This is a genomic window from Promicromonospora sp. NPDC052451, assembly GCF_044547525.1.
In the GTDB taxonomy this organism is placed as follows: Bacteria; Actinomycetota; Actinomycetes; order Actinomycetales; family Cellulomonadaceae; genus Promicromonospora.
Genome location: NZ_JBIUAP010000003.1, coordinates 385399 through 405279, shown reverse-complemented (window position 1 = coordinate 405279; position 19881 = coordinate 385399). Strand labels below are relative to the sequence as shown.

General features: G+C 75.3%; 20 protein-coding genes and 1 riboswitch. Of the genes, 3 read left to right on the top strand and 17 right to left on the bottom strand.

The features are described from left to right. Nucleotides 1–159 precede the first annotated feature (159 nt). The 4 genes from ACIG47_RS07540 to ACIG47_RS07525 are packed head-to-tail and all read right to left on the bottom strand — an operon-like array spanning nucleotide 160 to nucleotide 3024. Nucleotides 160–1212 (bottom strand): DUF881 domain-containing protein, encoded by a 1053-nt coding sequence (locus ACIG47_RS07540; protein WP_397430282.1) that lies wholly within the window; start codon nucleotides 1210–1212, stop codon nucleotides 160–162. Further along, a complete protein-coding gene (locus ACIG47_RS07535) occupies nucleotides 1209–1541 on the bottom strand; it encodes a small basic family protein (RefSeq protein ID WP_397417357.1) in 333 nt (110 codons plus the stop codon). The genes ACIG47_RS07540 and ACIG47_RS07535 overlap by 4 nt, the downstream gene beginning before the upstream one ends. Next, nucleotides 1538–2473, bottom strand: a complete 936-nt coding sequence (locus ACIG47_RS07530; RefSeq protein WP_397430281.1) for a DUF881 domain-containing protein — start codon at nucleotides 2471–2473, stop codon at nucleotides 1538–1540. Before ACIG47_RS07530 ends, ACIG47_RS07535 begins: the two co-directional genes overlap by 4 nt. After that, complete coding sequence (locus ACIG47_RS07525) at nucleotides 2470–3024, bottom strand: CDP-alcohol phosphatidyltransferase family protein (RefSeq protein WP_397417353.1); 555 nt, start codon at nucleotides 3022–3024, stop codon at nucleotides 2470–2472. Before ACIG47_RS07525 ends, ACIG47_RS07530 begins: the two co-directional genes overlap by 4 nt. Before the next feature lie 355 nt (nucleotides 3025–3379). Between ACIG47_RS07525 and ACIG47_RS07520 the strand changes: the two genes are divergently transcribed. Further along, nucleotides 3380–5320 (top strand): DEAD/DEAH box helicase, encoded by a 1941-nt coding sequence (locus ACIG47_RS07520; protein WP_397430280.1) that lies wholly within the window; start codon nucleotides 3380–3382, stop codon nucleotides 5318–5320. Nucleotides 5321–5405: 85 nt separating this feature from the next. Here the strand turns inward: ACIG47_RS07520 and ACIG47_RS07515 are convergent, their stop codons facing one another. The 9 genes from ACIG47_RS07515 to rpe form a co-directional block, all read right to left on the bottom strand. Further along, nucleotides 5406–5894: a PH domain-containing protein gene (locus tag ACIG47_RS07515; protein ID WP_397430279.1), complete on the bottom strand. Its 489-nt coding sequence runs from the start codon at nucleotides 5892–5894 to the stop codon at nucleotides 5406–5408. Between the two features lie 5 nt (nucleotides 5895–5899). Beyond that, entirely contained in the window at nucleotides 5900–6763 is an 864-nt protein-coding gene (hisG, locus tag ACIG47_RS07510) for an ATP phosphoribosyltransferase (RefSeq protein ID WP_397417345.1), read from the bottom strand. A gap of 92 nt (nucleotides 6764–6855) precedes the next feature. Beyond that, the gene (locus ACIG47_RS07505) at nucleotides 6856–7119 is read right to left on the bottom strand and encodes a phosphoribosyl-ATP diphosphatase (protein WP_397430278.1); all 264 of its coding nucleotides are present in this window, start codon (nucleotides 7117–7119) and stop codon (nucleotides 6856–6858) included. A gap of 66 nt (nucleotides 7120–7185) precedes the next feature. Continuing rightward, nucleotides 7186–7668 carry a hypothetical protein gene (locus tag ACIG47_RS07500; protein ID WP_397430277.1) on the bottom strand — a complete coding sequence of 161 codons (483 nt, stop codon included), beginning with the start codon at nucleotides 7666–7668 and terminating at the stop codon, nucleotides 7186–7188. Nucleotides 7669–7968: 300 nt separating this feature from the next. Next, nucleotides 7969–8451, bottom strand: a complete 483-nt coding sequence (ribH, locus tag ACIG47_RS07495; protein ID WP_397430276.1) for a 6,7-dimethyl-8-ribityllumazine synthase — start codon at nucleotides 8449–8451, stop codon at nucleotides 7969–7971. Beyond that, nucleotides 8448–9824, bottom strand: coding sequence for a 3,4-dihydroxy-2-butanone-4-phosphate synthase (gene ribB, locus ACIG47_RS07490; protein WP_397430275.1), 1377 nt, complete (start codon nucleotides 9822–9824; stop codon nucleotides 8448–8450). Before ribB ends, ribH begins: the two co-directional genes overlap by 4 nt. Beyond that, entirely contained in the window at nucleotides 9821–10519 is a 699-nt protein-coding gene (locus tag ACIG47_RS07485) for a riboflavin synthase (protein ID WP_397418198.1), read from the bottom strand. The genes ribB and ACIG47_RS07485 overlap by 4 nt, the downstream gene beginning before the upstream one ends. Then, a complete protein-coding gene (gene ribD / locus ACIG47_RS07480) occupies nucleotides 10519–11691 on the bottom strand; it encodes a bifunctional diaminohydroxyphosphoribosylaminopyrimidine deaminase/5-amino-6-(5-phosphoribosylamino)uracil reductase RibD (protein ID WP_397430274.1) in 1173 nt (390 codons plus the stop codon). The genes ACIG47_RS07485 and ribD overlap by 1 nt, the downstream gene beginning before the upstream one ends. Before the next feature lie 121 nt (nucleotides 11692–11812). Then, a riboswitch (FMN riboswitch) is annotated at nucleotides 11813–11950 on the bottom strand. A gap of 191 nt (nucleotides 11951–12141) precedes the next feature. Continuing rightward, complete coding sequence (rpe, locus tag ACIG47_RS07475) at nucleotides 12142–12804, bottom strand: ribulose-phosphate 3-epimerase (protein WP_397418202.1); 663 nt, start codon at nucleotides 12802–12804, stop codon at nucleotides 12142–12144. 67 nt (nucleotides 12805–12871) lie between these two features. Here rpe and ACIG47_RS07470 point away from each other — a divergent pair, with 67 nt between their 5' ends. Continuing rightward, a complete protein-coding gene (locus tag ACIG47_RS07470) occupies nucleotides 12872–13300 on the top strand; it encodes a DUF1761 domain-containing protein (protein ID WP_397418204.1) in 429 nt (142 codons plus the stop codon). A 47-nt stretch (nucleotides 13301–13347) separates the two neighbouring features. Here the strand turns inward: ACIG47_RS07470 and ACIG47_RS07465 are convergent, their stop codons facing one another. After that, on the bottom strand, nucleotides 13348–14937 hold the full coding sequence (locus ACIG47_RS07465) for an RsmB/NOP family class I SAM-dependent RNA methyltransferase (RefSeq protein WP_397430273.1): 1590 nt from the start codon (nucleotides 14935–14937) through the stop codon (nucleotides 13348–13350). Further along, nucleotides 14934–15947, bottom strand: a complete 1014-nt coding sequence (gene fmt, locus ACIG47_RS07460) for a methionyl-tRNA formyltransferase (RefSeq protein WP_397430272.1) — start codon at nucleotides 15945–15947, stop codon at nucleotides 14934–14936. Before fmt ends, ACIG47_RS07465 begins: the two co-directional genes overlap by 4 nt. Nucleotides 15948–16161: 214 nt before the next feature. Here fmt and ACIG47_RS07455 point away from each other — a divergent pair, with 214 nt between their 5' ends. Further along, nucleotides 16162–16890, top strand: a complete 729-nt coding sequence (locus tag ACIG47_RS07455; RefSeq protein WP_397430271.1) for a hypothetical protein — start codon at nucleotides 16162–16164, stop codon at nucleotides 16888–16890. A gap of 6 nt (nucleotides 16891–16896) precedes the next feature. Here ACIG47_RS07455 and ACIG47_RS07450 read toward each other — a convergent pair whose 3' ends face one another. Together ACIG47_RS07450 and ACIG47_RS07445 are read right to left on the bottom strand one after the other, a co-directional pair. Further along, entirely contained in the window at nucleotides 16897–17553 is a 657-nt protein-coding gene (locus tag ACIG47_RS07450) for an HAD family hydrolase (protein WP_397430270.1), read from the bottom strand. Then, nucleotides 17550–19793, bottom strand: coding sequence for a primosomal protein N' (locus ACIG47_RS07445; RefSeq protein WP_397430269.1), 2244 nt, complete (start codon nucleotides 19791–19793; stop codon nucleotides 17550–17552). Before ACIG47_RS07445 ends, ACIG47_RS07450 begins: the two co-directional genes overlap by 4 nt. Between the last annotated feature and the right edge of the window lie 88 nt (nucleotides 19794–19881).

Below are 19881 nucleotides of genomic sequence, written 5' to 3'. Positions count from 1 at the left end.
TTTCGGGGTCAACGCGCGGGGCGCCGCCCAGGTTCCACTCAACCTACCCCGATCGAGATGGAAGCGGGAACCAGGCGGAGGAACCAACCCGGATAAAACTACCCACGTCACGGCGGTTCCGCATGCCAGTTCCGCAAGGTCGTTCCCGGTGCGCCCCGGTCACTGCCCGTCGTCGGGTTCGGCGTGCTCCGGTTCGCCCGGGATGCGTACCGCGTCCACGGTGACCTGGTCGGACGGTGTGGTGGTCGCCTCGCCGCCCTCCTCCCGGATCCGGGGCAGTGCGCCCCCGGGGATCTCCAGGGCGCGGTCGATCGTCTTCGGGTCGCCGATGGCGGTCCACTCGTACGGGGAGGCCACGGCTGCGCCGTCGAGCACGACGCCGCCGCCCGAGTCCACGAAGTAGCTCGTGGTGACCAGCCGGACCCCGTTGACCTCGATCGCCTCGGCGCCGGCGTTGCGCAGCTCCTCCAGCAGGTTGAACAGCACCTGGGCCTCGAGCGGCTTGTCGCCGTCGGCCACGTGGATGTGCACCCCCGGACCCTGCGCGGGCAGCCGGCCCGACAGGATGCCCTCCTGCTGCGCGCGCTGCTGCGCGAGGTCGCGGGCCGCCTGGTCGCGGCCGTCCTCGGACTGCAGGTCGTCGCGGATCTCCTCCAGGTCCGAGACCTCAGCGTCGAGCTGGTCGGCGCGCTGCGTCACCTCGTCCAGGAGCCGCACGAGCTCGTCCTGGCGCAGTCCGCTGAGCTGGTCGCCCGTGGACTGCCCCACCTGGACCGCCAGCGCGAAGCCCAGCAGCAGGCACAGCAGGCCCGCCAGCAGCTCCGAGCGCGTACCGCGAGGGCGCAGGAGATGGGCCGCGCGCCGCCAGCCGGACGCCGCCGGGGCGGCGCCGGGACGGGCGCCGTCCGGATCGGCGGACTCGGCAGGCTGGGCGGCCTCTCCAGGCTCGTCCGTCGGGTCCGCCCGGTCCGCCCGGTCCGTCGGGTCCGTCGGGTCAGGCTGATTCGGCTGATCGGCGGTGGGCGTCTCCTCGGGGTCGCCGCTCTCCGTCGCCTGGACCGGGTCCACCGGGTCCTCAGCGGCGTCGTGCGCTCTCGGCGGCCGGCCCGAGGACGCGTCGGACGACGCCGCGTCCGGCGCGTCCGGGGTCTCGTCCGGTGCGCCCGCCGCCTGGTCGGGGGTCTCCCGGTCCTTGCCCGTGCTCACGCTCACGCCTTGAAGATGTGCCGGCGGATGGACGCCGCGTTGGAGAAGATCCGGATGCCCAGCACCACCACGACCGCGGTGGAGAGCTGCCCGCCGACACCGAGCTGGTCGCCCAGGAACACGATGAACGCGGCCACCACGACGTTCGACAGGAACGAGACCAGGAACACCTTGTCGTCGAACATCCCGTCGAGCATGGCCCGGAAGCCACCGAACAGGGCGTCCAGCGCCGCCACCACCGCGATGGGCAGATAAGGCTGCAGCATCAGCGGCACGGTCGGCTGCAGCACCAGACCGGCGACCACCCCGATCACGAGCCCGATGATCGCGATCATCCGTTGTCCTCCTCGGATCCGTCCTGAGCACTGTCCTGGGCACCGTTCCGGGTGCTGTCCTGAGCACGAGGCACGTGCGCGTACCGCAGCGTGGGCGACCCCGCACCGGGCAGGTACATCCCCTCGCTGGTGGTCACCTCGTTCTTGATGTCGTACTCCGCGCTCAGCAGCTGCAGGAACCCCAGCCCCGCCGACCGCGCGAACTCCACCTGCATGTCCTCCGGGTCACCGACAGCCTCGATCGTGTACGTCGGCCCGTTCAGCGGCTGCAGGTCCACCAGGATCGCGTCACCCGCGTTCCGGATCGCCGACAGCGACGTCAGCCGCTGGTCGTTGACCGCCACGGCCTCCGCACCCGCGGCCCAGAGCTCGTTGACCACGAACTGCACGTCCGCGTCCCGCACCCGCGACTCCGCCGGCGCATCACCCGGCTCCACCAGCCCGCCACCCGACCCGTCGGTCAGCCGCACCACCAGGCCCGGACCCCGTACCGCCACCGCACCGTTGACCCACCGGTCCAGCGCGTTGATCTCCAGCAGCGCAGACGGCAGCAGACCATCCACCTGCAGGCCGTCCACCTGGGCACTCAGAGCCGCCGCCCGGTCCGACAACGACTCCACCTGCACGCTGCGCTCGCGGATCTGCTCGATCAGCACCGCACGCCCCCGCGACACCTCCGGCTGCGGCGCTCGCAGGTCCAGCACGGCCACCGTGGTCGCGGCCCCGAGCACGGCGGCCACGAGCGTCATCGACAGCAGGCTCGGCAGGCTGCGCCGCGGGGCTCCCGCCGTCGTCCCGGCCTGCCGGGCGCGCCGCTGCGCCATCTCCGCGTACCCGGGGTCCAGGGGGCGCTCGGTGACCTCGCGCAGGAGCGTCATCGACTCGTCCGGACGGCGGCCCGGGGAACGGCCCGGTGCCGCCGGTCCGCTCATGCCCCCGCCGCCAGCCTGCGCACCTGCGCGACGTACTGCAGGCCCGCCAGCCAGTACAGGCCCACGCCCCACCACGTGAACGCCCAGCCCACCACGTGCGCGACCGCACCCAGCCAGCCCGGCACCTCGGCGAGCAGCAGCAGCGGGAACGCGTACAGCAGCGCGAACGTCGCCACCTTGCCCACCATGCTCACGTTCAGCGTGCCGTACCCGAGCCGGGCCAGCACCGGCACCGTCAGGGCCAGCAGCACGTCCCGCGCCACGATCGCCACCACCAGCCACAGCGGCACCACCTCGCGCCACGCCAGACCGATCAGGGTCACGAAGATGAACAGCCGGTCCGCCAGCGGGTCGAGCATCTGCCCGAGCCGGGTCACCTGGTTCAGCCGCCGGGCCAGCACACCGTCGAGCCAGTCCGTCACACCGGAGACCGCGAGCACCAGCAACGCCCAACCGTCCTCGCCCACCACGATCAGCCAGGCGAAGACCGGCACGAGCGCCAGCCGCACCAGGCTGATCACGTTGGGTACGGTCAGGACCCGGGAGCTCATCTCCGCCCCAGTGGACACGCAAAACCGCCCTTGCTCACGCCGGTTCGTCTCGGCCGCCATCCTACGGGGCAGGCGTTGCGTATACGCACTGGCACGCCGCAGGCCCCCGGATCCGGCCTGACGTGCGGCTCCGCACCCGCGTGCCGCACGTCACGCCCCCTGCCTCTGTGCCGAAGCACCCCGCAACCGATAGGGTGGTGACACATCCCCTTGGAGTTCGTCGTCTTCCCGTGTGCGCACACACCGTGCGACAGGCCCGCAGCCCTGCTGCGGGGAAGGTGTTTTCGGGAGCGAGCGACGCGAGGGCCCTCACCTCGGCCCTGACTCCCTCCGACGACGAACGGTGCACCACTGCATGTCTCTCGACACCCATGACCTGATCGCGCCCACCGAGCACGCCCCGGCCCCCGACACGGCCCAGGACGCCGACCAGGCCACCGCCGCGACGACCGGCGACGACACGGCCCCCGAGGCCACCACCAGCACGCCCGCGACCACCGAGCCCACCGGCCCGACCTTCGCGAGCCTCGACCTGCCCGCGCCCCTCATGGCCGCCATCGACGAGCTCGGCTTCGTCACCCCCTCCGCCATCCAGGCCCGCGCCATCCCCGAGCTGCTCGCCGGCCGCGACATCACCGGCGTCGCCCAGACCGGAACCGGCAAGACCGCCGCCTTCGGCCTCCCGCTCCTCGCCGCCGTCGACCCCGCCCTGCGCAAGGTCCAGGCCCTCGTCCTGACCCCCACGCGCGAGCTCGCCATGCAGGTCGCCGACGCCATCGAGTCGTTCGCCAGCAAGATGAACGACGTCCGCGTCCTGCCCGTCTACGGCGGCGCCCCCTACGTACCCCAGCAGCGCGCCCTGCGCGACGGCGTCCACGTCGTCGTCGGCACCCCCGGCCGCATCAAGGACCACCTCGAGCGCGGCGCCCTGCGCCTGGAGGACATCCGCTTCCTCGTCCTCGACGAGGCCGACGAGATGCTCCGCATGGGCTTCGCCGAGGACGTCGAGGAGATCTTCGGCCAGGCACCCGCCGAGCGCCAGGTCGCCCTCTTCTCCGCCACCATGCCCCCGGCCATCCGCAAGGTCGCCGACCAGCACCTCACCGACCCGGTCCAGATCGCCGTCGCCCGGCAGTCGTCCACCGTCACCGCCGTGCGCCAGACCTACGCCGTCGTGCCCTTCCGCCACAAGGTCGGCTCGCTCGCCCGCGTCCTGGCCACCTCCGACGCCGACGCCGCCATCGTCTTCACCCGCACCCGCGGCGCCGCCGAGGACGTCGGCTCCGCCCTCATCGAGAAGGGCATCTCCGCCGCCACCATCTCCGGCGACGTCGCCCAGAAGGAGCGCGAGAAGATCGTCGAGCGCCTCCGCTCCGGCGCCCTCGACGTCCTCGTCGCCACCGACGTCGCCGCCCGCGGCCTCGACGTCGACCGCATCGGCCTGGTCGTCAACTTCGACGTCCCCGGCGAACCCGAGGCCTACGTCCACCGCATCGGCCGCACCGGCCGCGCCGGACGCACCGGCGAAGCCCTCACCTTCGTCACCCCCCACGAGCGCGGCAAGCTCCGCTCCATCGAGCGCACCATCCGCACCCAGCTCGAAGAAGTAGACATCCCCTCCCCCAAGGACGTCTCCGCCCACCAGGTCAAGCGCACCCTCGACAAGGTCGCCGCCCGCCGCGAGGCAGGCCGTCTCGACATGTACACCGAGATGATCCGCACCTACGTCCAGGACAACGACGTCGACCCCGTCGACGTCGCCGCCGCCATGGCGGCGCTCGCGGTCGGTGACGACGGGCCCCGGGCCCGCGCCGAGCAGGAGGAGTACGAGCGCGAGCGGGCCGAGGCCAAGGCCGCTGCCGCCCGGCGCAGCACCCGCGACGGCGACCGGCACGACCGCACCTCGCGGGGCCGGTCCGAGGGCGAGCGCGGCATCCGCCGTCCCGCCCGCGGCACGCGGTACCGCATCGCCGTCGGTCACACGCACGGCGTGCAGCCGGGCGGGATCGTCGGTGCGCTGACCGGCGAGGGCGGCATCACGGGCGCCGACGTCGGCAAGATCGACATCTTCGGCAGCTTCTCGCTGGTGGACATCACCGCACCGCTCGACAACGAGGCGCTCGACCGGCTGGCCCGTGCCCGCGTGGCCGGCAAGCCGCTGCGCATCACGCTCGACCGCGGCGCCCCGCGCGGTGGCGAGCGTGGCCCGCGCAGCGGCGGCGACCACCGCCGCCCGGACGGCGACCGCGGCCCGCGCGGCCGCTCCACCCACTGGGAGGCCCGCAGCACCCGCTGACCCCACTCACCGCGAGGTCGAACGCGAACGAGAGACGGCCGGCACATCCTCAGGATGTGCCGGCCGTCCTGTCTCGCCGCGGTTCTTACCTCGCGGAGTCGGGGCCGGGTTCCGGGGCCTCGCCGAGCTCCGCGATGAGGGCCACCAGCCGGCGGGCCTCCGCCATGGCGTGCTCGCCGTCGGCGCGCTGGATGCCCATGACGGCGAGCACGTCGCCGTCGGACAGGTCGAGGTGCACCCACGGATCGTTGGGACCGAACCGGACGGTCACGATCTCGGGCCAGGACAGGCGCCGGCTGGAGGCGTAGTTGACCACGGTCAGGCCGTCCGGGTCGGGCACCGCGCGCACCGCGCCGAACCGCCAGGCGATCACGGCGCCCAGCAGCCCGAACACGATGATCGCGATGCGGTTCGCGGTGTCCGCGCCCTGACCGGTCGCCGCCAGCGCGACGAACGTGCACCCGCCGGCCGACAGCAGCGCGAGCCCGTACGCCACGGGCGTGCCGAACCGGCCGCGGAACACGCGGAAGCGCTCGGCTCCCCCGTCCGCCCCGTCGCCGGCCCGCGCACCCATGACGCCTACAGCCGCGAGGCGTGGATGGACGTGACGATGATGGCCCGCGCACCCACGCCGTACAGGGCGTCCATGATCCGGTTCGTCTCCCGGCGCGGGACCATGACCCGGACCGCGCACGCGTCGCTGTGGTGCTGTGCCGACACCGTGGGCGACTCCTTGCCGGGCGTGATGGCCACGGCCTCCTCCAGCCGGGAGGCGGGCACCACGTAGTCCATGAGCACGTACTCCCGGGCGGTGATCACACCCTCCAGCCGGCGGGTCAGGATGTCCAGGCCGGCCGGGGGCTCGGTGTCCGACCGCCGGATCAGCACGGCCTCCGACCGCAGGATCGGCTCGCCGAAGACCTCCAGGCCCGCGGCCCGCAGCGTGGTGCCGGTCTCCACGACGTCGGCGATCACGTCCGCGACGCCGAGGCGCACGCTCGACTCCACGGCACCGTCCAGGTGCACGATCGCGGCGGGCTCCACGCCCTGCTTCGCCAGGTGCTGCGCCACGAGCGTCGTGTACGACGACGCCACGCGGCGCCCCGCGATCTGCGCGATCTCGGTCACGGGTTCGGTCTCGCCGGGCCCGGCGGGTGCCGCGTACCGGAACGTGGACCGCGCGAAGCCCAGGCCCAGGTGCTCGACGGCGTCGGCACCCGAGTCGAGCATCAGGTCACGACCGGTGATGCCGACGTCGACCGTGCCCGTGCCCACGTAGACCGCGACGTCGCGCGGGCGCAGGAAGAAGAACTCGACGTCGTTCTCGGGGTCGGCGAGCACCAGCTCGCGGGTGTCGCGGCGCTGGCGGTAGCCCGCCTCGCGCAGCATCTCGGAGGCGGGGCCCGACAGGGCGCCCTTGTTGGGGACTGCGATGCGCAGCATGTGGTGTTCCTCTCTGGGTGTACGTCGGACCTGCGGACCCGGGTCTCCCGGCGCCGGCCCGACCGGTGGGGTCGAGCGGCGCCGAGGCCGGGTCACAGATGCGTGTACACGTCCTCGAGGGTCAGGCCCTTGGCCACCATCAGGACCTGCAGGTGGTACAGGAGCTGCGAGATCTCCTCGGCGGTCTCCGTGTCCGACTGGTACTCGGCGGCCATCCACACCTCGGCGGCCTCCTCCACGACCTTCTTGCCGATCGCATGGACGCCCGCGTCCAGCTGGGCCACGGTGCCCGAACCCGCGGGGCGGGTCTGGGCCTTCTCGGTCAGCTCGGCGAACAGGGTCTCGAAGGTCTTCACGACCCCAGCCTAGTCGGGCGACGGGGGCGCCACCGGCCGCCGTCCCACGTTCTGGCCATGTCGCGACTATGGCGAGGGCCACTCCACGGGCAGCGTGCCGTCGTCCGCGGGCGTCAGCACCCCCTGGTACGGGGTGATCAGGTGGAGGCCGACGTCGTCGCCCGGCTCCTCGCCCGAGGCGGCGGACAGGAGCACGAGGACCGTGCCGTCCTCGTCCGCGAGACCGGACGCCGGGTCCAGCGGGTCACCGCCCGGGTGAGCGTCGCCGCTGCAGGTCTCCGGCGTCGAGACCACGGCGATCCGCTCGCCGGCCGTGACGTCGAGCTCCGGCTGCGGCTCGCCCCGGCCAGGCGGCGGGTCGGGCCGCTCCAGCACCTGCACCACGTCGACGAGCCAGCGCTGGGACTCCACGCCGTACATCAGCACCGTGTCGTCCCGCGCCACGACCGTCCCGCGCAGCACAGCGCCCGCGTCGGCCGCGGCCTCCTCCGGGGTGCCGAACCGCACCCAGTCCACGCAGGCCACGGCCGGCGGCTCCGGGCTGGTCACGGGACGCCCGTCGCCTCCCCCGGTCGCACTCTCCGTCGCGGCCCGGGGCTGCGCTCCCCCGGCCGGCTGCGCCGCGGCGCAGCCGGCCAGTCCACCGGTCGTGACCAGAACGAGCGCAACGGTTGCGACCGTCGCCGTCCGCCGAGGTCGTGGAACCGCCCGCACCATGTGAGCCGCAGCAGGCGGCCCGCCCGAGATTCTCATGTCCCGTATGTGTGGCGAACCCCTGATTCTTTGCTCGTTGTGGTGATGTCTTCTGGACCTGGGGTTGGTTGTCGAGACGCTTGGCACACTATTTATTCAGGAGTGCACGACACGGCCCAGGTCCCGCAGCACGACCGCCGTGGCGAGCGCCGCCTCCGCCGCCTCCGCCCCCTTGTCCTCGTGCGAGCCCTCGAGGCCTGCCCGGTCCAGCGCCTGCGCCTCGTCGTCGCACGTCAGCACACCGAAGCCCACCGGGACCCCCGTGCGGACGCTCACGTCCGTCAGGCCCGACGTCGCGGCCGAGCAGACGTACTCGAAGTGCGGCGTGCCACCGCGGATCACCACGCCGAGCGCGACCACCGCGTCCGCTCCCCCGGCCGCCGCACGGGACGCCGCCACCGGCAGCTCGAACGAACCCGGTACCCGCACCTCGGTCCAGTCCGCGCCTGCTGCGCCCAGTGCCCGGCGGGCCCCGGCCAGCAGCCCGTCCATGACCTGCTCGTGCCAGCTCGCCGCCACCACCACGACCCGCAGGCCCGTCCCGTCAACTGTCACGCTCGGTGCTCCGACGCCGCTCATGCGCATGCTCCTTCGTCCTGGTTGTCGATCTCGTCGTACTGGTTCTGGTCCAGGCGGTCGATGCGGTGGCCCAGCACCGTCCGCTTGGTCTCCAGGTACCGGTGGTTGTGCACGCCCCGGCCGACCACCAGGCTGCGGCGCCCGGCCACGGTCGTACCCGCGGCGCGCAGCCCGGTCACCTTCTCCGGGTTGTTCGTCAGCAGGGTCACGTCGTCGAGCCCGAGGTCGGCCAGGATCGCCGACGCCGCCCCGTACTCGCGTGCGTCGACCGGCAGCCCCAGGTCCACGTTGGCCTCCACGGTGTCCCGGCCGGTGTCCTGGAGGGCGTAGGCCTGGATCTTCGCGGCCAGGCCGATCCCCCGGCCCTCGTGGCCCCGCAGGTACACCACGGCACCGCCCTCGGCAGCCACCGCCGCCAGCGACGCCTCCAGCTGCGGGCCGCAGTCGCACCGCAGCGATCCCAGCCCGTCGCCGGTCAGGCACTCGGAGTGCACGCGCACCAGGCGCCCGTGCGTGCCGGGCGCCGTACCCGTCGTCGCCGGGCCGGGCAGGCGGGCCGGCGTCAGGGCCAGGTGCTCCGCGCCCGAGTGCAGGTCGTGGTAGGCCACGACCCGGAAGTCCCCGAACCGCGTGGGCAGCGCTGCCTGCGCGACCCGCCGGACCCGGCCGGCCGGCGCAGGCGGAGACGACGGGGCGACGTCGGCGGCGGGGTCGTGGGCCAGACGCCACGCGACCAGGTCCGCCACCGTGAGCACCACGAGGCCCGTCTGCCGGGCGAGCTCCTCGGCCTCGGGCAGACGCATCACCGCGCCGTCGTCCCGGACGAGCTCGGCGATCGCGCCCACCTCGCCGAGGCTCGCCTGCGGTCCGCCGGCGAGCCGCACCAGGTCCACGGCGGCCTCCGTGTGCCCCGTACGCTCCAGCACGCCGCCGGGCCGCGCCCGCAACGGCAGCACGTGACCGGGCCGGATCAGGTCCCGGGGGCCGGTGGCGGGGTCGCCCAGCACCCGCAGGGTCCGCGCGCGGTCCGCGGCGGAGATCCCCGTGGTCACGCCCGTCGCGGCGTCCACCGACACCGTGTACGCCGTCGTCCTCGGGTCCTCGCTGCGCTCGACCATCAGCGGCAGACCCAGCGCGTCCGCCCGGTCCGCGGGCATCGGGGCGCACAGGTAGCCGGACGAGTGCCGCACCGTCCAGGCCACCCACTCGGGCGTGGCCGTGCTCGCAGCGAGCACCACGTCGACCTCGTTCTCCCGCCCGGCGTCGTCGGCCACCAGCACCGGGCGGCCCGCGGCCAGCTCGGCGAGAGCCTCCTCCACCGGCCCCCGTGCGACGTCCACCGCCCCTGCCGTGGGCCGCAGCGCCCCGCTCATCGCCCGGCTCCGGTCGTCGCACCGGCCGGCGTCCCGGTCCCGGCGGCCACGTCCGCCGCCCCACCCGGGACACCGCCGACCGCACCAGCCGCCAGGAGCCGCTCCACGTACTTGGCGAGCACGTCGACCTCCACGTTCACGACGTCGCCCGGGGCCAGCCCGCCGAGCGTGGTCGCGGCGAGCGTGGTGGGGATGAGCGACACCCCGAAGCCCTCGTCGGACACCCACGTGACCGTCAGCGAGACCCCGGACAGGGCGATCGAGCCCTTCTCGGCGACGTAGCGGGTCAGCGCCGCCGGCGCGGTGAACGCCAGGTCGTCCCAGCGCGGCCCGGGCGTGCGCCGGGCGAGCGTCGCCACGCCGTCCACATGGCCCTGGACCACGTGACCACCCAGGCGGCCGTGGGCCAGCAGGGCCCGCTCCAGGTTCACCCGGTCCCCGGGGGCGAGGGCGCCGAGGGACGTACGGCGCAGCGTCTCGGGCATCACCTCGGCCACGAAAGCGCCGTCGGCCACCGACGTGACGGTCAGGCACACGCCGTCGACGGCGATCGAGTCACCCGGGCGGGCGTCCGACGTGGCGAGCGGGCCGGCGACGGTCAGGACGGCGTCCGGCGCCGGCCCGCCGCCGGGGTCGCCGTCGGGCCGGACCAGCGAGACGACGGAGCCGAGCTCCTCGACGATTCCGGTGAACATCAGATCTCCTCCTCGGTGTGCCCGCCGGGGCGGCCGGCCGTACCGGGCCGGGCCCCTGCGGGGTCGGTACGACGGGCGACGAGCAGCATGTCGTCGCCCAGCCGCGTGACGTCGTGGGTGGTGAAGCGTGCGGCCTCGCCGATCGTGGTGACCCCCAGGTCGTTGACGGCCGGGGAACCCGCACCGAGCAGCACAGGGGCCACGTACGCGTGCAGCTCGTCGACGGCGTCCGCGGCCAGGAGGGCGGTCGCCAGGGCGGGGCCGCCCTCCACGAGCAGGTGCCGCACCTCGCGCCCGCCCAGCTCCCGGAGCGCGGCGTCGAGGTCGTGGGTCGCCAGGTGCAGCAGGAGGCCGCCCGGACCGCGCAGGCGGGCTCCGTCGGGCACCGTGCGGTGGCCGACGACGACCCGGAGGGGCTGGTGCTCGAAGAGGCTCCCGTCCACGGTGCGGGCCGTGAGAGCCGGGTCGTCGACGGCCACCGTCCCCGTGCCGACGGCGATCGCGTCCACCTGGGCACGGACCGCGTGCGCGTGGGCGCGGGCAGTCGCTCCGGTGATCCAGCGGCTGGTGCCGTCGGCCGCGGCGACGCGTCCGTCGAGCGACGTCGCGAGTTTGAGCGTCACGTACGGCCGCCCCGTGCGCACGGCGCGCAGCCACGGGCGCAGCAACTCCTCCCCCGCCGCGGCGAGCAGGCCCGTGGTGACCGGGATGCCCGCGGCCCGCAGGCGTCCGGCGCCGCCCATGGCCACGGGGTTGGGGTCCTCGACCGCCACGTGCACGGCGGCCACGCCGGCCTCGATCAGGGCGTCCGCGCAGGGTCCGGTGCGGCCGTGGTGGGCGCAGGGTTCCAGCGTCACGACCGCCGTCGTGCCCCGGGGGTCGACGCCGCCCGCCCGGGCGGCCGCCAGCGCGGCGGCCTCGGCGTGGGGCGTCCCGGCTCCGCGGTGGAAGCCCTCGGCGACGGTGCGGCCCGCGGCGTCCAGGAGCACGCAGCCGACGCGCGGGTTGGGGCCGTGGGCGGGGCCCTGCGCGGCGAGGTCGAGGGCCCGGCGCATCGCGGCTTCCAGGACGCGGGCGTCCGGCCCGGCCGGGCCCCGGTCCGGTGCGGAGGCCACGGGCGGCGCGGCACGTGGGCCGGTGGGCGCGGTCGAGCTGTTCTGCGACTGGGTCATGCCGTCCTTCCCGAGCGTCGGTGCTCCGGGGTCGGACGACGGGTACGCGGACGAGGACCGGACCGGTCCCGCCCGCGCGTACGGCGTCACGGCGCCGCACGTCCGCAGGACGGCCGACGCCGCACGTGCTTCCTCCCATCCGGACTTTCACCGTCGGTCCTGGAGTTCCACCAGGTCAACCGGATCCCTCCCGAAGGAACGACCCGGGTCGCGGACTGTCACCGCCGGCTCGGAATTTCACCGACCCCGGAGCACGTGTGTGCGTACTGCTGATCGCCAGCATGCCACACCTCGCGCGGCACGCGACCATGGCCTGCGTCACAGGGACGCCGGTCCCCTCGTCACCGGGGCTTCTTCCCTGGGCCCGCCCGGCCGTCGAGGTGGGCACGGCGCGCTTGGCACACTATTTTCGCGGTCAGGCACGACAGCGCGTGCCAGCCTCGTCACGCGTCAGTGGACGTGCTTGCTCGCGAGCTCGCGCAGCGTCGCGATCTCCGCCGGGATGTCCTGGGCCCCGTACACCGCCGAGCCCGCCACGAAGACGTTCGCGCCGGCGTCGGCCGCGCGCTCGATCGTGTCGCGCGACACTCCCCCGTCCACCTGGATCCACACGTCCAGCCCGGACTCGCTCACGGCCTCGCGTGCCCGCCGGATCTTGGGCAGGGTGCCCTCGATGAACGACTGGCCGCCGAAGCCGGGCTCCACGGTCATCACCAGGATCATGTCGATCTCGGCCAGCAGGTCCAGGAACGGCTCCACCGGGGTGGCCGGCCGCAGCGCGACGCCCGCACGCGACCCCAGCCGCCGCAGCTCGCGCGCCAGGCGCACGGGCGCCTGCGCGGCCTCCGCGTGGAACGTGACCGACGCCGCCCCCGCCTCGGCGAACGCCGGCGCCCACCGGTCGGGGTTCTCGATCATGAGGTGGGCGTCGAGCGGCACCGGCGACACCTTCGCGAGCCGCTCGAAGACCGGCAGCCCCAGCGTCAGGTTGGGCACGAAGTGGTTGTCCATGACGTCGACGTGGGCGTAGTCGGCGTCGGCGATCCGGCCGAGGTCGCGCTCCAGGTTCGCGAAGTCGGCGGACAGGATGCTGGGGGCGATGAGGGCTGCCATGATGCCAAGCCTAGGGCGCGCACCCCGCTGCCACGCGCCGCGCGCCACCGACGGACCGGGAGCGACGATGATCCCCGAGGTGAACTACTGGGCTGTTGTGGCGGCCACCCTGTCCACGCTGGTCGTGGGCTCGGTCTGGTACACGCCGAAGGTGTTCGGCACCCGCTGGATGCGGCTCGCCCGGGTCGACCCGAAGGCGGCGCAGGCCGCGGGCATCTGGCCCATCGTCGTGACGGTGCTGGTCAGCTTCCTGACCGCCTGGGTGCTGGCCGGTGCGGTCTACATCTCGTGGGAGTTCTACCAGGGCGGCTTCCTCTCCGCGGCCGTGGTGACCGGCGTGCTGCTCTGGATCGGGTTCACGGCGGCGCGGATGATCACGCACGACGCCTTCGAGGGCCGCCCGCCGGCCCTGACCACCCTGAACCTCGCGCACGAGCTGGTCACGGTGCTGGTCATGGCCGTGATCATCGGGGTGTGGCCGCCGGCGGGCGTCTGACCACCACGGCCTGGCCACGGCCGGGGCGGGCGGGACCGCCCCGGCCGTCACGCGGTCCGGCGCAGCAGCGTCAGGTGCATCGCGTCCGTACCGTGCACGTGCGGCCACAGCTGCACGTCGTCCCGGTCGCCCAGCGGGATCTCGGCGTCCGGGCGCACCACCGACCGCACCACGGCGGGCGCGTCCAGGCGTTCGACGTCGTCCCGGCGGCGCAGCACGTCCGCCACGACGAGCTGCGTCTCGGCCAGGTGCGGCGAGCACGTCACGTACGCCACCACTCCCCCGGGCCGGACGGCGTCCAGGGCGCTCGTCAGCAGCTCGCGCTGCAGCCCCGTCAGGGCGGCGAGGTCCGACGGCGTGCGGCGCCACCGGCTCTCCGGCCGACGGCGCAACGCGCCCAGGCCCGTGCAGGGCGCGTCGACCAGGACCCGGTCGTAGGCACCGGGCTCGTCGACGCCGACCTCGCGGCCGTCACCGGTGCGCACCTCCTCGACGGCGCCGTCCGGCAGGGCGGCCAGCGCGCCGGCGACCAGGCGGGCGCGGTGCGGGGCCACCTCGTTGGCCACGAGCCGGGCACCGCGCTGCGCGGCCAGGGCCGCCAGGAGAGCCGCCTTGCCGCCCGGGCCGGCGCACAGGTCCAGCCAGCGCGCGTCCGAGCCCTCCAGAGGGGCCGCGGCCAGGGCCAGGGCGACGAGCTGGGACCCTTCGTCCTGCACGCCCGCCAGACCCTCGCGGACTGCCGGGACGCCGGACGGGTCGGAACCCTCCAGCCGCAGCGCGGTGGGCGCCCAGCGGCCGGCGACGAGGTCGACGTCGCCCCAGGCGTTCTCGTCGGCGGCGTCCACCAGACCGGGCCGCGCCACCAGGGTGACCCGGGGTGCGGCGTTGTCGGCGGCGAGGAGGTCGCCGATCTCGTCCGCCGCGCGGCCGTTGCCGGCCAGCGCCTCGCGCAGCGCCCGGACGACCCACAGCGGGTGGGACTGGGTGGCGGCGAGGCCCGCGAGGGCGTCGGGCGCCTCCTTCTCGAGCACCGACAGCCACTCGTCCGGCGTGCGTTCCGAGACCCGGCGCAGCACCGCGTTGACCATCTGCGCCGGGCCGGCGCCGACCCGGTTGCGGGCGAGCCCCACGGTCTCCGAGACGGCGGCGTGCACGGGCACGCGCATGCCGAGGAGCTGGTGCGTCCCGAGCCGCAGCACGTCGAGCAGCGCCGGGTCCAGGCCCGGCAGCGGTCGGTCCACGCAGGTGGCCAGGATCGCGTCGTACCGCCCGCGCAGCCGTAGCGTGCCGTAGGTCAGCTCGGTGGCGAACCCGGCGTCGCGGCCGCGGATGCGCCGCTCGCGCAGCAGCGGCGGCAGCACCAGGTTGGCGTACGCGTCGGACTCGTCGACCTCGCGCAGCACGTCGAACGCCGCCGTCCGGGCGGGGTCGGTGCGCTTGCGCCGTTCGGAGGGCGCCTGGGAGGTCCGTGACCGGTCGTCGCCGCGGAACCGTGCCGCGGAGCGCTGCCGCCCCGACGCGTTGCGCCGCTCGTCACCGGCCGCGCGGCCGCCGCCGCGCGAACCGTCGCGCGAACCGCCGTGTGAACCGCCGTGCGACCCACCCCGGGAGCCGCGGCCGCCGTCGTACCCGCTCATGCGACCACGTCCGTGGCACCCGCCGTGGCGCCCTGCGCGCCGGGCGTCCCGCCCGGCGCCGCGTGCTCTGCCCGAGCGTCCAGCACGAGGCCCGCCTCGACGAGCGCCCGTCCCCCGCCGCGCGCCCAGTCGGGTGCCGGCATGGCCTTCTTGCCCACGGGCCGCACCTCGCCCAGCGCGACCGCGTGCGTGGCCGTGCCCACCAGCACCTCGCGCTTGAGCGCGCGCACCTCGCCGGCACGCAGGTCCACGACGTCGGGCCGCGGCGAGACCGGGCCGATCCCGAGGCGCGAGCCGTCGGGCAGGAGGGTCCACGCGCCGGGTGCGGGCGTGCAGCCGCGCACGAGCCGGTCGACCGCGAGCGCCGGGTCGGTCCAGGTCACCCGGGCGTCCTCCGTGGTGAGCTTGGGCGCGACGGTGATGCCGTCGGCGGGCTGGGGCTGCGGCTGGAGGGTGCCGTCCTCGAGGGCGTCGAGGCTGGCCACGAGGAGCTCGGCGCCGGAGACGGCGAGGCGGGCGAGGAGGTCGCCGGAGGTGTCGGTGGGCCGGATGGTCTCGGTGGTGGTGCCGAGCACGGGGCCGGTGTCCATGCCCTCGTCGAGCAGGAAGGTGGTGGCTCCGGTGATCTCGTCGCCGGCGATGACGGCGCGCTGCACGGGGGCGGCGCCGCGCCAGGCGGGCAGCACGGAGAAGTGCAGGTTGACCCAGCCGAGGCGGGGTACGGCCAGGACGGCGGGGCGCAGGATGTGGCCGTAGGCGACCACGGGCGCGGCGTCGATGTCCAGGTCGCGCAGGCGGGCGACGAACTCGTCGCCGCGGGGGGTGTCGGTGATGACCGGGATCCCGGCCTCCTCGGCCCGGGCGCGCACGGGGCTCGGGGTGAGCTTGCGCCCGCGGCCCGACGGCGCGTCGGCGCGGGTCAGGACGGCGACCACCTCGTGGCGGGAGCGCAGGAGGGCGTCGAGCGAGGCGACTGCGGGTTCGGGGGTTCCGGCGAAGAGAAGACGCACCGGGTCAGTCTAGGTGTGCGGGGTGACCGGGGCGGCGCGACCGGGCACGGGCCGGGGTGTCCGTGCCCGGTCGCGGCGCGGGTACGCGGGCCCGGTGCGGCGGGTGCGGTGCGGCGGGTGCGGGTGATTCGCCCGTCGCGACACCGGTGCGCGCAAGGACGGTCCCTGCCGGGACACAGTCGGGTACCACGTTCCCGGTCACAGGAGGGCCCGCATGCGCCGTCACGAGGATCCGACCGGTCGCCGGGCTGCTGCCCGGGCCGGGTACCGCGCGCTGCTCGGCGTGCCCCTGGTGGCGCTCTGCGCCGTCCTGCCGGCGGGCTGCGGGGCGGACGCCCCGGCGCCGCCGGGCCAGGACATCGGCGGAGCGGGTTTCGCCGAGGTGCTCGCCCTGCCCGCGCCGACGGCCGACTACGCCTGGTACCCGGAGTCGGTCACGGCCGCCCTCCCGTCGGTCCGGTACGTCGACGTGGGCGAGGCGCACGCCTCCGAGCTGGCGGCCATGGGCCGATTCACGGACTGGGCGCAGGGCACGCCGGAGGACCCGAGCCGGGCGATGATCGACCTGCGGTTCGAGGTGGACGAGGTCGTCGACTCGCTGGGTGACCTGGGGCTGGAGGGCCGAGCCGTCACCGTGCACGTGGGCGTGGACGGCCGGGCCGACGTCGAGCGGGTGGCCGAGGAGCTGGTCGCGCTCGACGACGTGGTGCTGTTCCTGACGCACGTCGGCCCCGAACCGTGGCCGCCACCGGAGTGGGTCATCGTGTTCGACGGCGCGTTCCTGGGCGACGTGCACGACGACGGCACGCTGACCTGGCCGGTCGCGGACGCCATCGCGGCTGCCGGGCCGGGTGACTCCCGCCCGGAGGCTGATGTGGCCACCCTCGACGACCTGCGGGCCGCGGCGCCGTCCGACCTCGTCGTCGACGTCGCCGGGGGCTGATCCGTCCTAGCCGGCCACCGGGAGCCCGAGGGCGCGCAGGTCGCGCCGCAGGGCGCCCGTGTGCGTGAACACGATCCCGTGGAACCCGACGCCGCGGGCTGCGTCCACGTTGACCACCTTGTCGTCCACGAAGACCGCACGCGCCGGGTCGACGCCGAACCGCTCGACGACCAGCTCGAAGATGCGCCGGTCGGGCTTGGCCATGCCCTCGCGGCCGGACACGATCACGTCGTCCATCAGCCCGATGGCGGGCGCCGCGGGCTCGGCGCTGTGGAACGTCTCGGCCTGCCAGTTGGTCAGCCCGTAGAGCCGGAGCCCGAGCTGCTTCAGCTCGGAGACCAGCTCCGCCGACCCGTCGATCGGCCCGGTCAGGGAGAGCTCGTAGTGCTCCACGTACCGGCGCAGATCGTCCACCAGGTCCGGGTGGGTCCGGGCGACGCGTTCGAGCAGCACCGCGTACGGCGTGCCGGCGTCGGCGGCGTGGTTGATCGCCCCGAAGTCCACGGCCTCGAAGAACGCCTCGACCTCGCTCCGCGGCCGGCCCTCGTACGGCCCGAACGGGTCCCAGCCGACCAGCACGTTGCCGAAGTCGTAGACGACGGTGTCGATAGCCGTGCCGACGCCAGGGCGGGTCGCGGGGTGGGTCTCAGGGCTCGTGCTCACAGCATCTCCTTCGGGTCGAGCTGGACGCGGACGGTACCGCCCTCGCGTCGCGCGGAACGGACCGCGAGGCTCGTCCTGAGCCTACGGGCCAGCTCGTCGCCCTGGGCCAGAGGCACCCGCAGCACGGTGCGGACGGGCAGGTCGAGCGCCTGCACCCCGCCCCCGCGCGAGCCGCCCGACGGCGCCGCGCCGCCCCGGCCGCCGGGGCCGCGTCCGCCGTCGGGGCCGATCTCGACCGGTCCCAGCACGCCCGACCCGGAGCCCAGGTCCTCGCGGAGACCCACCCGGGCCACGACCGCGTCCACCGCCGCGCGGTCCCCCGTCACCGCGGCGACCCGCACGGCCGGCGGCAGGTGCAGCTCGGCCCGCTCGTCGAGCTCGCGCGCCGCGAAGCCCGCCGGGTCCCAGCGCACCAGGGCCTGCGTGGGACCGGGCGCGCCGTCGCCCACGAGCAGCACCTGCCCGTGCGGTCCCGGGCGGACCAGCGACGCGGCGGCCAGCCAGCGGTGCAGCGCCTCCGTGCCCGCGGCGAGCCCCGTGCCGCCGGTCATCACGGCGGCATCCAGCAGGAGCGCGGTCGCGTACCCGGACGCCGCGACCGGCTCGGCGCCCGGGGTCGCCACGACGAGCGCGGGCGTGGCGGGCACGGAGTCGATCACCCCGCCCGGGGCGGACGCCGACGACAGCCGGACCGGCACCCCCGTGAACGCCCGGCCGAGCTCCTCGGCGGTGCGGGCCGAGCCCACCCGGACCGACCGCAGACCCGTCCACCCGCACTCCGCGCAGCGCCAGCCGCCCGCCAGGCGCCCGCACCACGTGCACTGGGGCGCGCCGTCGGCGTGCGGCAGGCCCAGCGGGCCGTGGCAGTGGGCGCAGCGGGCCGCGACCCGGCACCGCGAGCACGCGACGACGGGCAGGTATCCCGACCGCGGCACCTGGACCAGCACGGGGCCGCTCTCCAGGGCGTCCCGCGCGGCCCGCCACGCCACGGACGGCAGGCGGGCGGCCGCCGCGGCGCCGTCCCGGGCCAGCTCCACCGACGTCAGCGCCCGGACGCGCGGAGCCCGGGCGCGCACGACGTCGCGGGCCGCGGCGAGCTCGCGCGCCCAGCCGGACACGAGCAGCGCCTGTGCCTGCGCCGTCCGCCCCGGGGAACCCAGCAGGAACGCGGCCCCCTCCCGCTCCGCGCGCAGCGCCAGCACGTCGCGCGCGTGCGGGTACGGTGCGTGGGGCTCGGCCAGGGTCTCCTCGCCGTCGCCCCACAGGACCACGAGGCCGAGGTCGGCGACCGGCGCGAACATCGTGGCGCGCGTGCCCACCACCACCCGTGCGGCGCCGCGCAGCGACCGCAGGAACGCGCGGTACCGGGGTGCGGGCCCGTCGTCCGCCAGCAGCCGCACGACGTCGTCCTCGGCCAGGCCCGCGCCCTCCAGCGCCGCGCCCACGCGCGCGGCGTCCCGCGCGTCGGGCACCACGACGAGGGCCCCTCGCCCGCCCGCCACGCACGCGCGGACCGCCTGCGCGACGGCAGCCGCCCAGTGCGGGGTCGCGGCGTCATCGGTGTCCGTGCCCACGCCGGGCAGCGCCGACCACACCGCCCGCGGGGCCTCGCCCGCCAGGATCCGGCGGAGGTACGCCTCCCCGCCGCGGTAGGGTGCCCACGCGGAGACCGGACGCGCGCCGTCGCCGTGCGGGGGTTCCTGGCGGCCGGGCACCGGACCGGACGGTTCCTCGGCCGCCGCCTCCTTCTCGACGCGCGCGTGGCGCGGCGGCACCGCCAGCCGGAGCACGTCGGCCAGGGTGCCCGCGTAGCGGTCCGCGACCGCACGGCAGAGCTCCAGCACCTGGGGCGTCAGCACCCGCTCGCCGGACACCACCTTGCGCAGCGGCACGAGCCGCCCGTCGTGATCGGACGTGGCCAGGCGCGCCACGACGTACCCGGCGACCTCCTGCCGCCCGAACCGGGCCTTGATCCGGACACCGGGCTGCGCGTCCTGGTCCATGGTGGCCGGGACCAGGTAGTCGTACGGCTGGTCGAGGTGCGCCGGCTGCAGGTCGAGCACCACCCGTGCCACCGGGAGCGTCGCGGCGATCGGGATGCCGTTGGTCTCGGCGTTGCCCAGCGGGTCCCTGGCCCGCGGCACGCCGGGCCCGGCGTCCTCGCCCCCGACCTCGTCGAGCCCGAGCAGCGCCTCCTGCTGCGCCGCGACCCTCCCGGCCTGGCTCGTTGCCCCGTTCACGCCCCTATCCCATCACGCGCCACCCACACTCCGCCTCGCCCGCCCCGGACCCCTGGGACCGGTGGGCACGGACCGCGGGGGCGGCGTG

Bases quoted from the DNA above. Each gene is read 5' to 3' on its own strand.
- ACIG47_RS07535 (WP_397417357.1), bottom strand. From the start codon at position 1,541: ATGATCGCGATCATCGGGCTCGTGATCGGGGTGGTCGCCGGTCTGGTG.
- ACIG47_RS07530 (WP_397430281.1), bottom strand. From the start codon at position 2,473: ATGAGCGGACCGGCGGCACCGGGCCGTTCCCCGGGCCGCCGTCCGGAC.
- ACIG47_RS07525 (WP_397417353.1), bottom strand. From the start codon at position 3,024: ATGAGCTCCCGGGTCCTGACCGTACCCAACGTGATCAGCCTGGTGCGG.
- ACIG47_RS07520 (WP_397430280.1), top strand. From the start codon at position 3,380: ATGTCTCTCGACACCCATGACCTGATCGCGCCCACCGAGCACGCCCCG.
- ACIG47_RS07515 (WP_397430279.1), bottom strand. From the start codon at position 5,894: ATGGGTGCGCGGGCCGGCGACGGGGCGGACGGGGGAGCCGAGCGCTTC.
- hisG (WP_397417345.1), bottom strand. From the start codon at position 6,763: ATGCTGCGCATCGCAGTCCCCAACAAGGGCGCCCTGTCGGGCCCCGCC.
- ribH (WP_397430276.1), bottom strand. From the start codon at position 8,451: ATGAGCGGCGTCGGAGCACCGAGCGTGACAGTTGACGGGACGGGCCTG.
- ribB (WP_397430275.1), bottom strand. From the start codon at position 9,824: ATGAGCGGGGCGCTGCGGCCCACGGCAGGGGCGGTGGACGTCGCACGG.
- ACIG47_RS07485 (WP_397418198.1), bottom strand. From the start codon at position 10,519: ATGTTCACCGGAATCGTCGAGGAGCTCGGCTCCGTCGTCTCGCTGGTC.
- ribD (WP_397430274.1), bottom strand. From the start codon at position 11,691: ATGACCCAGTCGCAGAACAGCTCGACCGCGCCCACCGGCCCACGTGCC.
- rpe (WP_397418202.1), bottom strand. From the start codon at position 12,804: ATGGCAGCCCTCATCGCCCCCAGCATCCTGTCCGCCGACTTCGCGAAC.
- ACIG47_RS07470 (WP_397418204.1), top strand. From the start codon at position 12,872: ATGATCCCCGAGGTGAACTACTGGGCTGTTGTGGCGGCCACCCTGTCC.
- ACIG47_RS07465 (WP_397430273.1), bottom strand. From the start codon at position 14,937: ATGAGCGGGTACGACGGCGGCCGCGGCTCCCGGGGTGGGTCGCACGGC.
- ACIG47_RS07455 (WP_397430271.1), top strand. From the start codon at position 16,162: ATGCGCCGTCACGAGGATCCGACCGGTCGCCGGGCTGCTGCCCGGGCC.